Source organism: Micromonospora sp. NPDC000442, assembly GCF_042898635.1.
GTDB lineage: Bacteria > Actinomycetota > Actinomycetes > Mycobacteriales > Micromonosporaceae > Micromonospora.
Map to the genome: position 1 here is coordinate 262,732 of NZ_JBIAYZ010000007.1, position 14,563 is coordinate 277,294.

Consider the following 14,563-nt stretch of genomic DNA (forward strand, 5'->3'; position numbering starts at 1 on the left):
GGCGCCTCTGACGCCGCGCCGCGACCTGGATCTGTCGGTTGACGACGACGGGCCCCGTCCCGACCCGGACCACCGGGTCGCGGCGGGGCCCGCGCCGTAGCCGGGGCCGGGCGCCGTAGCCGGGGGCCGGGCTCCGGCGCCGGTCGCCAGATCCGACTCCGCCCCGCCGGGTTGCCGTCCGCACCCTGCCGCGCACCGTCGACGGTCCCGGACACCGCACCGGCCGGTTGGCACGCCGGCGAAGATCGGGTTGACTGGGTGCCGTGCTGAGGGTGGGGTTGACCGGCGGGATCGGTTCGGGCAAGAGCGCGGTGGCAGGACGGCTGGTCGAGCGGGGCGCGGTGCTCATCGACGCCGATCAGCTCGCCCGGGAGGTTGTCGCACCCGGCACCGAGGGTCTCGCCGAGGTCGTCGGCGCCTTCTCCGACCGGGTGCTGGACGCCGACGGGGCGCTGGACCGGGCCGCCCTGGCTGATCTGGTCTTCGCCGACGAGCCGGCCCGACGCCGACTGGAGGCGATCATCCACGGCCGGGTCCGGGCCCGTACCGTCGAACTGACCGCCGCCGCCGCGCCGGACGCCGTGGTGGTCAACGATGTCCCGTTGCTGGCCGAGGTGGGGCTGGCGCCGACGTACCACCTGGTGGTCGTGGTGCAGACGGCGGTGCACATCCGGTTGGCGCGGCTGGCCCGCGACCGGGGGATGAGCCGGGCGGAGGCGCAGCGCCGGATCGCCGCCCAGGCCGACGACGCCCGCCGCGCGGCGGTGGCCGACGTGCTGCTGACAAACGAGGGCACCCTCGACGAACTGCACGCGACGGTCGACGCGCTCTGGGGCGACCGGCTGGTGCCCTTCGAGACCAACGTGCGACATCGGCGGGCGGTGCGACTGCACCAGGTCAGGCTGGCCGATCCCGACCCGACCTGGCCGAGACAGTACGCCCGGCTGGCGGACCGGATCCGGCACGCCATCGCCCCGGCCGACCTGCGGATCGACCACATCGGTTCGACCGCCGTCGCCGGCCTGGCCGCCAAGGACGTCATCGACATCCAGCTCAGCGTGCCCTCCCTCGCCGATGCCGACGGTGTGTTGGCCGAGCGGCTGGCCGACGCCGGTTTCCCGCGGTTGCCGGGCGAGTGGTGGGACAGTCCCCGACCGGCCGGCGGCGGTCGGTGGGCAAAGCGGCTGCACGGCAGCGCGGACCCGGCGCGCCCGGTCCACCTGCACGTGCGGGTGACCGATTCGCCGGGCTGGCGGTACGCCCTGCTGATGCGCGATCACCTGCGGGCCGATCCCGACCAGCGGTCCGCGTACCTGCTGCTCAAGCGGGAACTGGCCGCGTCCGCGCCGGACAGCGGCGCGTACGCCACGGCGAAGGACCCGTGGTTCGACGAGGAACACCTCCGGGCGGAGGAGTGGGCCGTGCGCACCGGATGGCGTCCCTGAGGCGGCATGGTCCGCCGGTGCCGCGTGGGGTGGACACCAGGCAGCTTGGTCAGCGCTTCTGCGGCGGCGGCGTCAGCCGTGGCACCCGGCCTGGAACCAGGTCGAGCTGCGCCCAGGCGCCTGCCCGCGTCGGCAGTTCCAGCCGGCGCAGCAGCCCGGACCGATCTACCCAGTAGCGCAGCGGCCCTCGGGCGGTGTCGACCTGCACCACGTCGACCGTGGCGCCGGCGAGGCTGTCGCCGCGTACCCGTTGCGCGCTGCCCTGGACGCCGTTGTGCTGTGCGGCCCGTAGCGCGGCGGTCACCAGCGGGTCGAGAGCTTGTGCGCGATGCGGTCCCGCCCGCCAACCGGCGGCCGGTGGCGGCAGCGGCGGGCGCGCCGACTCGCTTGCACCGTCGATCCGGGTGACCTTGCGACCGTGGTGGCGGACCAGGGTGCGTCGACCGTCCGCGTCGAGGTCGGTGACGCCGAGGTACGCGCTGCCCGACGCCCAGCTCAGCCAGCCGCTGCCGCGCAGGTTGGTGGCGGCGGAGACGGGCATGGTCAGGGTGGCCGTCGCTCCGCCAACGGTGCGCAGGCGGGCCGGCAGCCGACGCCAGCGGTCCCGCTCGGCGGCGGTCAGGGCGCGGGGCAGGCCGGGTCGACCGCCGAGCGCCTCGACCGGTCGTAACGTCGGTCGGTCGGCCCGGTTCACGGCCACCGTGACCGGTCCGATTCCGGCGAGGTCGGCCTGTACCCGGTGCAGCCGGCCGGCCGGGTCCAGCCAGTAGCGGACCGGGGCGCCGGCGGGTACGTGGCTCGCCGACGTCGACGCCTCCAGCACGTCGACCGGCTCACCGTTGAGATATTCCCGGCCCACCCAGCGGCCGACCCAGCGGTCCACGGGTTCGGGTCGGTCGGCGGCGAGCGCGAAGATCAGGCCGAGCAGCGGATCGAGCCCCCGCTCGGCGGGCAGCCGCCATCCGTCGGCCGGGGGCACCAGCGGCGGCATGGCCGGCGTCGGTACCGCCGTCGGGTCGGGTCTGATCACCAACACGGTGGGAGTGGCCTGGGCCAGACCGCGCGACGCGCCCGCGCCCGGGCCACCGACGTCGAGATAGGTCAGCCCCCGGGCCCAGTCGACCCAGCCGAGCAGGTCGGTGCGGGCGGCACCGTCGCCGGCGGTGACATGCAACCCGGCGCGCAGCTCGCGATAGTTGGTCACCCGCATGACGGCCAGACGTTCCCGTTCAGCCGTCGTCAGGTCCCGTGGCGGCGGCCCGTCCGGCGCCCAGTTGACCAGCGTGGCCACCAGCGTCACGGCGGACAGCGCCGCGGTGAGGGCCAGCCCGGCGAGGGTGAGACGGCGCCGGCGGTTGGCCGCGCGCCGCGTGTCGCCGGCCCCGGCCCCGGCCAGATCCTCCTCCTCGGCGCGGTTCCCGGCGGCCAGGTCGAGCAGCCCGCCGGGGACCACGGCCCGGCGGATGCCCGGCCGTGACTGCGGTGGCCGGCCGGCCGTCTCGGTGCCCCCCAGGTCGAGGACCGCGGGTGGCGCGATGCCGGCGCGGTGGCGGCGGTTGACCGCGCGGTGCCGGCGGCTGTGCGTACGGGCGTGACCCGTCGGCCCGGCGTGGCTGGTGGCGGCCGGGTCGTTCCAGCCCGTCGGTGACTGTGCCGAGCCGGTGCGGGTGGCGCCGGCCGGGCTGTCGCCGCTCGCCGGGCCGTCGGGGCGGCTCGGATCGGTGCGCAGGTCGTCACGTGCGCGGCGGCGGTTGTCGGACGGCGGTTGTGAGCTGTTCTCCACAGGAGGATGAACGGCTCGGAGACGCCGGGGTGACGAGCAGGGGCGCTCGCGGCGGCCGGTCAGCGCGATCCGCGCGACCACGTCCGGTGCGCACGCCAGGCATGCCGGGTGCTGCGACCCTCGGTGCCGGGGGCGGCGTGGCCTGTACGGCCCGCCACCGGCCCGGTCGGCCGCCGCGAGCGGCCTACAGGAAAAGCGTAGCCGGGTGAGAAGAACCACACAATGCGAATATCGAAGCCGATCAGGTGCCGCACGTAGTCGCCCGGTACCGGGCGGGGTCCGCCTACGCGTCCCGCCTGCCGCACCGAGTCCGAACAGCGCGCCCATCGGCACCGACCTGGCGATCCGTCGGGCGGCCAGGGCTGGAAGGGGGTTTGCTGTCGGTGCCCCGGCGTACCGTTGACGTCATGGCGCTCGACATACCCCGGCTCGACGGCCGCTTCCAGGTCATCAGTGATTTTCAGCCGGCCGGTGACCAGCCGGCGGCGATCGACGATCTGGAGCGGCGGGTCCGTCGCGGCGACCGGCACACGGTGCTGCTCGGCGCGACCGGCACCGGCAAGAGCGCCACGACCGCCTGGCTGGTCGAGCGGTTGCAACGTCCCACGCTGGTGCTGGCGCCCAACAAGACGCTCTGCGCCCAGCTGGCGAAGGAGTTCAGCGAGCTGCTGCCGGACAACGCGGTGGAGTACTTCGTCTCGTACTACGACTACTACCAGCCCGAGGCGTACATCCCGCAGACCGACACGTACATCGAGAAGGACTCCTCGATCAACGAGGAGGTCGAGCGGCTGCGGCACTCGGCGACGATGTCGCTGCTCACCCGGCGCGACGTGGTGGTGGTCGCGACCGTCTCGGCGATCTACGGGCTGGGCACTCCGGAGGAATACCTCGACCGCGCGGTACGGGTGGCCGTCGGCCAGGAACTGGACCGGGACCAACTGCTGCGCCGCCTGGTCGACATCCAGTACACCCGCAACGACATGGCCTTCCAGCGCGGCACCTTCCGGGTCCGCGGCGACACGCTGGAGATCATTCCGGCGTACGAGGAACTCGCCGTGCGCATCGAGCTCTTCGGTGACGAGGTGGAGAAGCTCTACTACCTCAACCCGTTGACCGGTGACGTGGTGCGTGAGGTGGACCATCTGCTGATCTTCCCGGCGACGCACTATGCGGCCGGCCCGGAGCGGATGGAACGGGCGGTCCGGGACATCGAGACGGAGTTGGGCGAGCGGCTGGCCGAGTTGGAAGGGCAGGGCAAGCTGCTGGAGGCGCAGCGGCTGCGGATGCGCACCACGTACGACATCGAGATGATGCGGCAGGTGGGCTTCTGCTCGGGCATCGAGAACTACTCGATGCACATCGACGGCCGGCTGCCCGGCAGCCCGCCGCACTGCCTGCTGGACTATTTCCCCGACGACTTCCTCACCGTCGTCGACGAGTCGCACGTGACGATTCCCCAGATCGGCGGCATGTACGAGGGGGACGCGTCGCGCAAGCGGATGCTCATCGACCACGGGTTCCGGTTGCCCAGCGCCGCCGACAACCGGCCGCTGCGGTTCGACGAGTTCCTGGAGCGGGTCGGCCAGATGGTCTTCCTGTCGGCGACCCCCGGCCCGTGGGAGTTGGAGCACGCGCAGGGCGAGTTCGTGGAGCAGGTGATCCGCCCGACGGGCCTGGTCGACCCGGAGGTGGTCGTCAAGCCCACGAAGGGCCAGATCGACGACCTGATGCACGAGATCAAGCTGCGTACCGAGCGCGACGAGCGGGTGCTGGTCACCACGCTGACCAAGAAGATGGCCGAGGATCTGTCCGACTATCTCCTGGAGAACGGCATCCGGGTGCGTTACCTGCACTCCGAGGTCGACACGCTGCGCCGGGTGGAGCTGCTGCGCGAGTTGCGTCGTGGTGACTACGACGTGCTGGTCGGCATCAACCTGCTGCGCGAGGGCCTCGACCTGCCCGAGGTGTCACTGGTGGCGATCCTGGACGCGGACAAGGAAGGTTTCCTGCGCAGCGGCCGGTCGTTGATCCAGACCATCGGTCGGGCGGCCCGTAACGTCTCCGGCCAGGTGCACATGTACGCCGACAAGGTCACCCCGTCGATGGCGGACGCGATCGAGGAGACGAACCGGCGGCGGGCCAAGCAGATCGCCCACAACGAGGCGCACGGCATCAGCCCGGAGCCGCTGCGCAAGAAGATCCACGACATTCTCGACGACATCTACCGTGAGGCGGAGGACACCGAGGCGACGCGGGTCGGCGGTGCGGTGCGGCAGCTGTCGCGCGGCAAGGCGCCGGTCAAGGAGACCCGCAGCCGGGCTCGGGGCGGCGCGGCCACCCCGGCCCGCGAGGGCATGGCGCGGGCCGAGTTGGCGCAGCTCATCCAGGAGCTGAACGACCAGATGCTGGCGGCCGCACGCGAGTTGCAGTTCGAGTTGGCCGCCCGGATCCGCGACGAGGTCGCCGACCTGAAGAAGGAGTTGCGGGGGATGGACGCCGCCGGCGTGCGGTAGGTGCCGCCGGACGGACCATCCACTTCCTACGGTGGGAGAATAGCGGAATGCGAGCGTCCTATTGCGCTAAGTGATCGCCGTGCGTACTCTCCCTCGGTGGGGAGGCAGGGATGCCGTTGCCAACGAGTCCGGTCATTCGACGTGCGCGACTGGGCGCCGAGTTGCGTCAGCTACGCCGACGGGAGGCGCTGACGCTGGAACAGGTGTGTGAGCGACTCGGTTGGGCGTCCACCTCCAAGCTGTCCCGCATCGAGCTGGGGCAGAGCCGTCCCGACCTGGCCGACGTGCTCGATCTGCTCGACGTCTACGAGGTGCCGTCGCTGCAGCGCGACGCCCTGATCGTCATCGCCCGGGACGCGGCGACCAGCCGGGGCTGGTGGAAGTCGCTGGGTGAGATGGGTGAGCGGCAGCGTACGTACGCCGAACTCGAAGCCGGGGCGGCGGGCATCGTGGAGTACCAGCCGGCGATCGTGCCCGGTCTGCTACAGACCCCGGCGTACGCCCGGCTGCGCATCGTCGCCGGTCAGCTCCTCGACCCGACGGTGGACGTGGAGGCCGACCTGCGGGCCCGGGCCGCCCGGCAGGCGGTGCTGCGCCGGGTCGAACCGCCCCGCTACACGGCGTTGGTCACCGAGTTGGCCTGCGAACCGGGGGACGACCCGGTGGAGGTGTGGCGCGAGCAGGTGGGGCACCTGCTCGAACTGGCCGCCCTGCCGCATGTGACGATCCGGCTGCTGCAGGTGGGTGCGGGCCGGCGCCCGCTGCCGCTGACCCCGTTCTCCTGTTACTCCTTCCCGGACCCGGCGGACCCGCGCACGGTGATGCTTGAGGCGCTGACCACGGATGTGCGGCTGACCACCGCGACCGACGTCGACCGGTACGAACGGATGACCGACTGCCTGCTGGAGACGGCGTTGCCGGAGGAGGAGACGGTGCGGCTGCTGTCCCGCCGGCTCGACGGGTGACGGACTGAGCCTGCCGTCCGTCAGGGGCTGGCAGGCTCGCCCACGGTTGTCGCGTCGGCACCGGACCCGGCGCCCCCGAAGCCGTCGGGGCCGGCACCGACGCGAGACGCACGATAGGTGGACGGTCTGACACTTTCTCGGTTCGGTGCGTGGTGATCCGGCGTCGGTCAGGCGGGTACGTCGACGAAATGCTCGACCCGCGGCGGCGTGGCGAAGTGCGGGCCGATCAACTCCCGCCACCCGACGAAACGCTCCGTGGCCCGGAAGTTCTCCTCGTGCGCCTCGACCGTGTCCCACTCGACCAGCAGCACGAAGCGGGAGGGCGACTCCAGGCCCCGGGTCATGCGGACCGAGCGGCAGCCGGGTGTGCCGGCGAGCAACGGGTGCCCCTGGGCGTACGCGGCGGCGAACGCCTCCTCGTGGCCGGGGATGACATCGATGAGCGCAACCTCAAGGACCATGCCGGCAGCCTGCCACATCGTTGCCGGACCCGTGCCGGCCGGTTGGTTCTTCCGTCCGCTGCCGCCCACGTCGGGCCATCTCCCACCCCGGTAACCCATCCTCCTAGGATGCCCAGAGAGGGTGGGGCGGCCGTCACGCCCCCGAAGGCGTACCGTGTGCCGGTTGCTGAGTGGCGGCCGGAGGAATGAGACTGTGAACGTGTCCGGACTGGTGTGGGCGGCGACACTCGCGGCCCTGACCACGGTCCTCGTGGTGGACCTGCTCATCATCGGGCGCCGCCCGCACGAGCCGAGCGTGCGGGAGTCGAGCCTCTGGGTCGCCTTCTACGTCGGGTTGGCCCTGCTGTTCGGCGGCGGGCTCTGGCTCGCCGCCGGAGCGAGCGTGGCGGGGCAGTTCTACACCGGCTGGCTGACCGAGTACAGCCTCTCGGTGGACAACCTCTTCGTCTTCGTGATCATCATGGCCCGCTTCGCGGTGCCCCGGCAGTACCAGCAGAAGGTGCTGCTCGTCGGCATCGTTCTCGCGCTCGTCATGCGGGGTGGTTTCATCGCCGCGGGCGCGGCCCTGATCTCGCAGTTCACCTGGGTCTTCTACATCTTCGGGGCGTTCCTGATCTACACCGCGATCAACCTGGCCCGGCAGGGTGAGTCGAGCGAGGAGGAGTTCACCGAGAACGTCCTCATCCGCTGGAGCCGGCGGGCGCTGCCCATCTCGCGGGGCTACGACGGTGCCCGGCTGACCGTACGGGAGAACGGCCGACAGATGTTCACGCCGATGCTGATCGTCATGATCGCCATCGGTACCACCGATCTGATCTTCGCTCTCGACTCGATTCCGGCGATCTTCGGGATCACCCAGGAGCCGTACCTCGTCTTCACCGCCAACGTGTTCGCGCTGATGGGGCTGCGGCAGCTCTACTTCCTGCTCGGTGGGCTGCTCGACCGGTTGATCTACCTGAGCCACGGGCTCGCGGTGGTGCTCGGCTTCATCGGGGTCAAGCTGATCCTGGAGGCACTGGCGGAGAACAATCTGTCATTCATCAACGGCGGCGAACACGTCGGCTGGGCGCCGCACATTCCGATCTGGCTGTCGCTGCTGATCATCCTGGGCACCCTGGCGGTGGCCACGGCGGCGAGCCTGGTCAGGTCCTCGCGGGACCGGCGACGCGAGCTGACCGCGTCCCGTCGTTGAGCCGCACCGGGTCGGCTTCGAGTCGGTGGGCACCGAGCAGGGTGGCGTTGCGCTCGACGGAGAGCCGCTCTTCCAGCACCCGCCGGTGCCGGTAGCAGGCGTGCAGCATGCGCCGCTCCTCGCGCCCGGGTCGAGCGGCGGTGACGATGCCGATGTGGTGGATCCGCTGACCAGGCCGGGCGAAGCTGTACAGGTCGCCGACCCGCTCGGCCCCCAACTCCAGCCGCCGGGCCGCGGTGGCCTGGTCGCTGGCGTCGCGGGGGACCAGCACACCGAGCCGGCGCCAGACCAGGTGCACCAGCCCGGAACAGTCGATGCCGTACGCGGACAGGCCGCCCCAGAGGTAGTCGACGTCGAGCAGCCGGGTCGCCACGGCCAGCACCTGCTCGGCCGTGGGAGGTGCGGTCGGGGTAGCGACCACGTGAGCCGCCGGCAACCACAGCGGCCCGGGTTGCCCGGGGGCATGGACCGGCTGCCACCCGTCGACCGGGTCACCGGCTCCGGCGAGCCGGGTGCCGAGGACGACTCCCGGTACGGCGACCGGGCCACCGGCAGTGGTGTGCAGGGCGGTGACGGCGACGTCGACGACCACCCGCGCCATGGCGTCGGCATCCGTGGCGGCCGAGGTCAGCTGCGCGACCGGCAGCCAGCCCGGGTAGCCACGCGCGTCGAGTCGGGCCGAGGGCTGGTCGACCGCTACCACGTGCGCCCAGCCGTCCGGCCGGACCTCGGTCACCAGCACCCGCTCGCCGAGCAGCAGTTGACTGAGGACCGCGTCACCGACCTGCCGGGCGGCGGCCAGACCGGCGACCCACGCCCCGACGTCGGCGGGTGAGCCGAGCGCCGGGGCGTCCACCGGCCGGACCGCGTCGGGGGAACTCCACAGGGCGGCGACGGCGACTCGGACCACCGCCTCGGTGCCCTGCTGCACGATCACCCCCGGTCGGTCGCACCCCCGTTGCTCGGACCATAGGGCGAACCGCCCTGCCCATCAATTCGTCAGTCTGGATTTTTACGGCGACCGTTCCGGTGGCGCCGAGACCGGGGCGGGGCGCGGCGGGTTGCACCCGCCGCCGCGATCGCGCGGTGGGTGCCTGTCGCGAGGATCATCGGGTACGGCACCCTGTATGCGAGGGGGCGACATGATCAGTGAGCGAGCGAGCGGATCGGGCTGGACACTCGTCGGCGCACCCAACGCGCGGGACCTCGGTGGCCTGATCGGCGTCGGCGGCCGGCGGGTACGACCCGGACGACTGATCCGTACGCCGGCGTTGGGTCGGTTGACCGACGAGGACCTGCCGGTGTTGGCGAAGCTCGAACCGGCCTGTGTGGTGGATCTTCGAGCCCAGTCCGAGGTGTCGGTGGCGCCGCCGGACCGGCTGACCGGCGAGCCGACCGTGGTGCACCTGCCGGTGCACGACCCGGCGCATCCGGTCTTCACGTACGTCTCGGCGGTGCTGCTCGGCCACGACCTGAGCGAGTACGCGGAGCTGGCGCGGCAGGGGACACCGGCGGCGATGGCGGCGATCTACCGCTGGTTCGTCACCGGAGCCTCGGCTCGGGAGGGGTTCAGCGCGGCGGTCCGGTTGGCGGCCGAGGAACGTAATCTCCCGTTGGTCTACCACTGCTCGGCGGGCAAGGACCGCACCGGTTGGCTGACCGTGGTGCTGCTGCACGCCCTCGGAGTGGACGAGGCCGCGATCCGAGCCGACTACCTGGCCCACAACCCGCTTACGGAGAGCCTGCGCGAGGTGCTCGTCGAGGCGATGCGGCAGCGCCACCCAGGGCTCGACGAGACGGCGGTCCGGCCGGTGCTGGAGGTCCGCCCGGAGTACCTCGACGCCGCGTTCGCCCAGGTGCGGCAGGTGCATGGGTCGTTCGGGGCGTACCTGCGCGACGGCCTGGGGATCACCGAGGAGACGGTGGCGGCGCTGCGGGCGAACCTGTTGGACTGAGCGTGCTGAGGTCGTGGCGGGCCTGCCACACGGCGCGGGAGATGTCGGCCACCAACTGGTTGGCGTCGACGTCGGCCCGGGCGTCGGTCTGGTCGTCGCCGACGGTGGTGCAGACGACGAGCAGGTAGGGCGCGGCGTCGGCGGGGTATACCACCGCCGCGCCGTGTCGTACGCCGCGTACCCAGCCGTTCTTGTGGGCGAGTCGGATGCCGGCGGGCAGCCCTTCGGCGATGTCCTGGCGGATCTGCTGGGCGCAGAGCACGTCCAGCATGGCGGCGCAGCCGGCCGGTGAGGCGATCGGGCCGGGGCGGGTGGCGCCGGTGGCGACGGCGCCGAGCAGCGCGGCCAGGTCGGCGGCGGTGACCACATTGGTGATCTGGGCCGTACGGGCGGCGAAGTCCTCGATGCCGCGCCCGGTGACGCTGCGCCGGGCGCCGGCCAGCCGCCAGACCTCGGCCACCGCGGGTAGTCCGACGTGTTCGATGACCAGGTTGGTGGCGAGGTTGCTGGAGCGGACGATCATCCGTTCGGCGAGCCAGCGCAGCGACGCCCGCCCGTCCAGGCGGTCCCACACGGCCTCGTCGTTGTCGTACGCGCGGCGGCAGGAGTACGGCGGGGCGTCCGGTCGGGCGGAGGTGAACCGGTTGACGACCTCGATCGGGGCGTCCGGGTCGAGGTGGCCGGCCTCGGCGGCGCGGTGCAGCGCGGCGAGCACGGCCAGTTTCATCGTGCTCGCCGCGTAGTGGGTGGCCTCGGCGTGCCGGGTCCAGGTGGGCGGGGCACCGAGGGGCCCCGCGTACACCGAGATCGTGCCGGGCTCCCGGTCCAGCCGCGCGTGGAGGTCGGCTGCGGCCATCGATCGGCTCAGCCGGCGTGCTTGCGGCGGGCGGCGGTGCGGGCCCGCTGGGTCTGGTCGAGCACGACCTTGCGGATGCGGACGGCGGCCGGGGTGACCTCGACGCATTCGTCCTCGCGGCAGAACTCCAGTGCCTGCTCCAGCGACAGCTTGCGCGGCGGGATCAGCTTCTCGGTCTCGTCGGCGGTCGACGAGCGCATGTTTGTGAGCTTCTTCTCCTTGGTGATGTTGACGTCCATGTCGTCGGAGCGGGAGTTCTCACCGACGATCATGCCCTCGTACACCTCGGTGCCGGGCTCGACGAATAGCTGGCCGCGCTCCTGGAGGTTGGTCATCGCGAACGCGGTGACGCTGCCGGAGCGGTCGGCGACCAGGGAGCCGTTGTTGCGGGTGCGCAGCTCGCCGAACCACGGCTCGTACGACTCGAAGACGTGGTGCAGGATGCCGGTGCCCCGGGTCTCGGTGAGGAACTCGGTGCGGAAGCCGATCAGACCGCGGGCGGGGACCAGCCACTCCATCCGGATCCAGCCGGTGCCGTGGTTGACCAGTTGCTCCATCCGGCCCTTGCGGGTGGCCAGCAGCTGGGTGATCGCGCCGAGGTACTCGTCCGGCGCGTCGATGGTGAGTCGTTCCACCGGCTCGCAGGTCCGTCCGTCGATCTCCCGGGTGACGACCTGCGGCTTGCCGACGGTCAGTTCGAACGACTCGCGGCGCATCTGCTCGACCAGGATCGCCAGGGCCAGCTCACCACGGCCCTGCACCTCCCAGGCGTCGGGACGCTCGGTGGGCAGTACCCGCAGGGACACGTTGCCGACGAGTTCCTTGTCGAGGCGGTCCTTGACCATCCGGGCGGTGACCTTGGCGCCCTTGACCCGGCCGACCAGGGGCGAGTTGTTGGTGCCGATGGTCATGGAGATCGCCGGCTCGTCGACGGTGATCAGCGGCAGCGGGATCGGGTTCTCCGCGTCGGCGAGAGTTTCGCCGATCATGATCTCGGGGATGCCGGCGACCGCGATGATGTCGCCCGGGCCGGCGCTGTCGGCGGGCTTGCGCTCCAGGCCTTCGGTCATCAGCAGCTCGGAGATGCGGACCCGCTGGGTGCTGCCGTCGGTGCGGCACCAGGCCACGCTCTGGCCCTTGGCGATTCTGCCCTGGCGTACCCGGCACAGCGCGAGGCGGCCGAGGAACGGGGAGGCGTCGAGGTTGGTGACGTGCGCCTGGAGCGGGGCCTCCTCGTCGTACGCGGGCGGCGGGATGGTGTCCAGCAGGGTGCGGAACAGCGGCTCCAGGCTGTGGCTGTCGTCCGGCACCGAACCGTCGGCCGGTTGGGTCAGTGAGGCGATGCCGTCGCGGGCGCAGGCGTAGACGATCGGGAAGTCGATCTGCTCCTCGTCGGCGTCGAGGTCGAGGAAGAGCTCGTAGGTGTCGTCGACGACCTCCTTGATCCGGGCGTCCGGGCGGTCCACCTTGTTGATCACCAGGATGATCGGCATACGGGCCTTGAGTGCCTTGCGGAGCACGAACCGGGTCTGCGGCAGCGGCCCTTCGCTGGCGTCCACCAGCAGCACCACCCCGTCGACCATGGTCAGGCCACGCTCCACCTCGCCGCCGAAGTCGGCGTGACCGGGGGTGTCGATGATGTTGATGGTGACCGGGTCCGAACCGTCGGCGGGCAGGTAGCGCACGCCGGTGTTCTTGGCCAGGATGGTGATGCCCTTCTCCCGTTCCAGGTCCATCGAGTCCATCACCCGCTCGGTCACCTCGCCCCGGGCGCCGTAGGCGCCGGACTGCCGCAGCATGGCGTCGACCAGGGTGGTCTTGCCGTGGTCGACGTGAGCGATGATGGCGACGTTGCGGAGGTCCGTGCGAAGCTGCATGAGCTCCATCCTCCCGCCTGCGCGGTAGCCGCGTGGCGTCGGGGTCACCGGAGCGGGGGGCCACGCGGTGGCGGAGAGCACTGTCACACTTGCAGGGCAGTTCTGCCGAGGTGATCCGGGGGCGCCGTGCACGATCTGCTCAGTTCGGTGCAGAGCCTGCCACCAGGGCTGATCTACGTGGTGGCGGCGCTGGTCGTGGCCGCCGAGACGGCACTGATCATCGGGCTGGTCGCGCCCGGTGAGGCGACCCTGCTGCTGGTGGGCTTCCTCACGTACACCGGCACGTTGCGGCTCGGTCCGGCGCTGCTGGTGATGATCGCCGCCGCCGCGTTGGGGGACGCCTTGGCGTTCCGCGCCGGCCGGCGCTACGGGCCCCGGCTGCGGGCCAGCAGGTGGGGCGCCCGGGTAGGGTCGCAGCGGTGGGCCCGTGCCGACTCGATGCTCGACCGGATGGGTGGGCGAGGTGTGCTGACCGCCCGCTGGGTGGCGTTCGCCCGCACGCTGGTGCCCCGGCTGGCCGGTGCGGCCGGTATGCCGTACCGCCGGTTCGCGCCGTGGAACCTGGCCGGGGTGATCACCTGGGTGGGTGCCTCGGTGCTGGTCGGGCATCTGGCCGGAGAGTCGTACGAGACGGTCTCCCGGTTGTTGGGCCGGGCCACCGGAGCGGTGCTGGTGCTGGTGGCCGCGTTGGTCGCGGTGGTGCTGGCCGGTCGGTGGCTGGGTCGGAACCCCGATCCGGCGCGGGCGTTGCTGACCCGGGCGGCCCGGCTGCCGCCGCTGCGGTGGCTGTCGGCCCGCTACGGGCTGCTGTTCTTCCTGCTGAGCCTGCGTCTCGGGCCGGCGTGGGCGTTGCTGGCGAACCTGGCGGCCGGGGTGGTGCTGCTGTTCGTGGTGGCGCTGGTGATCGCGTGGGTCCTGCGGGTGGTGGTCCGGCACAGCGGGTTGGCCCTGGTCGACGGGGTGATCGCGAGCTGGTTCGCGGCGCGGCGTACGCCCGACGCGGTGGAGGCGACCGAGGCGGCGGTGTCGCTGCTGCGTGGCTCGTCGCTGATCGTGATGGTGGCGGTGGTTGCCCTGGTGCAGGCCTGGCGGCAGCGGCCGTGGCGGGCGGATCTGCTGAGTGTGGTCGGCACGGTCGGTGCGTTCGTGCCGCTGGTGGTGCTGGCGGCCGTGGCGGATCTGGCCGCCGGTGGGCGGGTGGTGCTGTTCTCCACCCAGAGCGTGGTGGTGACGGCGAGCCTGTGCACGCTGGCGTGGCTGTTGTCGCGGGGTGCCCGGTGGCCGGTGGCGGTGGCCGCGTGGACCGTGGCGGCGGCCGGTGTGGTCACCATCGGTGGTGCCCGGCTGTACCTGGGGCTGAGCACGGCAAGCGGCACGGTCGGCGCGGTGCTGCTCGGCGCCGCCTGGACGGCGGTGTTCATGGTCGCCTGGGCCACCCGGGACCGGGCGGTGGCCGGCGGTGGTGCCGCCGCCGGGTGAGGGCCGGCGCCGTGATCCGGGCGGGGATCGCGGG

11 protein-coding genes are annotated in these 14,563 nt (G+C 72.0%); 6 read left to right on the top strand and 5 right to left on the bottom strand.

The annotated features are described in order from the left end of the window. The first annotated feature begins 263 nt into the window (after positions 1–263). Entirely contained in the window at positions 264–1,445 is a 1,182-nt protein-coding gene (coaE, locus tag ACFY2A_RS14205; protein ID WP_387171616.1) for a dephospho-CoA kinase, read from the top strand. Positions 1,446–1,494: 49 nt separating this feature from the next. Here the strand turns inward: coaE and ACFY2A_RS14210 are convergent, their stop codons facing one another. Next, on the bottom strand, positions 1,495–3,228 hold the full coding sequence (locus ACFY2A_RS14210; RefSeq protein WP_387171618.1) for a hypothetical protein: 1,734 nt from the start codon (positions 3,226–3,228) through the stop codon (positions 1,495–1,497). Positions 3,229–3,635: 407 nt separating this feature from the next. On the opposite strand from ACFY2A_RS14210, the gene uvrB reads away from it, so the two are divergent. Both uvrB and ACFY2A_RS14220 read left to right on the top strand, forming a co-directional pair. Next, a complete protein-coding gene (gene uvrB / locus ACFY2A_RS14215; protein WP_363924959.1) occupies positions 3,636–5,744 on the top strand; it encodes an excinuclease ABC subunit UvrB in 2,109 nt (702 codons plus the stop codon). A gap of 110 nt (positions 5,745–5,854) precedes the next feature. After that, the gene (locus ACFY2A_RS14220) at positions 5,855–6,709 is read left to right on the top strand and encodes a helix-turn-helix domain-containing protein (RefSeq protein WP_387171620.1); all 855 of its coding nucleotides are present in this window, start codon (positions 5,855–5,857) and stop codon (positions 6,707–6,709) included. A 167-nt stretch (positions 6,710–6,876) separates the two neighbouring features. On the opposite strand, the gene ACFY2A_RS14225 is transcribed toward ACFY2A_RS14220, so the two are convergent. Then, the gene (locus ACFY2A_RS14225) at positions 6,877–7,170 is read right to left on the bottom strand and encodes an antibiotic biosynthesis monooxygenase family protein (protein ID WP_387171622.1); all 294 of its coding nucleotides are present in this window, start codon (positions 7,168–7,170) and stop codon (positions 6,877–6,879) included. 193 nt (positions 7,171–7,363) lie between these two features. On the opposite strand from ACFY2A_RS14225, the gene ACFY2A_RS14230 reads away from it, so the two are divergent. Beyond that, positions 7,364–8,362 carry a TerC family protein gene (locus ACFY2A_RS14230; RefSeq protein WP_363924956.1) on the top strand — a complete coding sequence of 333 codons (999 nt, stop codon included), beginning with the start codon at positions 7,364–7,366 and terminating at the stop codon, positions 8,360–8,362. Here ACFY2A_RS14230 and ACFY2A_RS14235 read toward each other — a convergent pair. Then, on the bottom strand, positions 8,313–9,299 hold the full coding sequence (locus ACFY2A_RS14235; RefSeq protein ID WP_387171624.1) for an NlpC/P60 family protein: 987 nt from the start codon (positions 9,297–9,299) through the stop codon (positions 8,313–8,315). The two genes, ACFY2A_RS14230 and ACFY2A_RS14235, sit on opposite strands and share 50 nt — an antisense overlap. A 205-nt stretch (positions 9,300–9,504) precedes the next feature. Here ACFY2A_RS14235 and ACFY2A_RS14240 point away from each other — a divergent pair, with 205 nt between their 5' ends. Then, positions 9,505–10,317, top strand: a complete 813-nt coding sequence (locus ACFY2A_RS14240; RefSeq protein WP_387171626.1) for a tyrosine-protein phosphatase — start codon at positions 9,505–9,507, stop codon at positions 10,315–10,317. On the opposite strand, the gene ACFY2A_RS14245 is transcribed toward ACFY2A_RS14240, so the two are convergent. Both ACFY2A_RS14245 and typA read right to left on the bottom strand, forming a co-directional pair. Then, a complete protein-coding gene (locus ACFY2A_RS14245; protein WP_387171628.1) occupies positions 10,271–11,173 on the bottom strand; it encodes a serine hydrolase in 903 nt (300 codons plus the stop codon). The two genes, ACFY2A_RS14240 and ACFY2A_RS14245, sit on opposite strands and share 47 nt — an antisense overlap. Before the next feature lie 8 nt (positions 11,174–11,181). Continuing rightward, complete coding sequence (typA, locus tag ACFY2A_RS14250) at positions 11,182–13,050, bottom strand: translational GTPase TypA (RefSeq protein WP_363924952.1); 1,869 nt, start codon at positions 13,048–13,050, stop codon at positions 11,182–11,184. Between the two features lie 126 nt (positions 13,051–13,176). Here typA and ACFY2A_RS14255 point away from each other — a divergent pair, with 126 nt between their 5' ends. Next, positions 13,177–14,529 carry a DedA family protein gene (locus ACFY2A_RS14255; protein ID WP_387171631.1) on the top strand — a complete coding sequence of 451 codons (1,353 nt, stop codon included), beginning with the start codon at positions 13,177–13,179 and terminating at the stop codon, positions 14,527–14,529. Positions 14,530–14,563 lie beyond the last annotated feature (34 nt).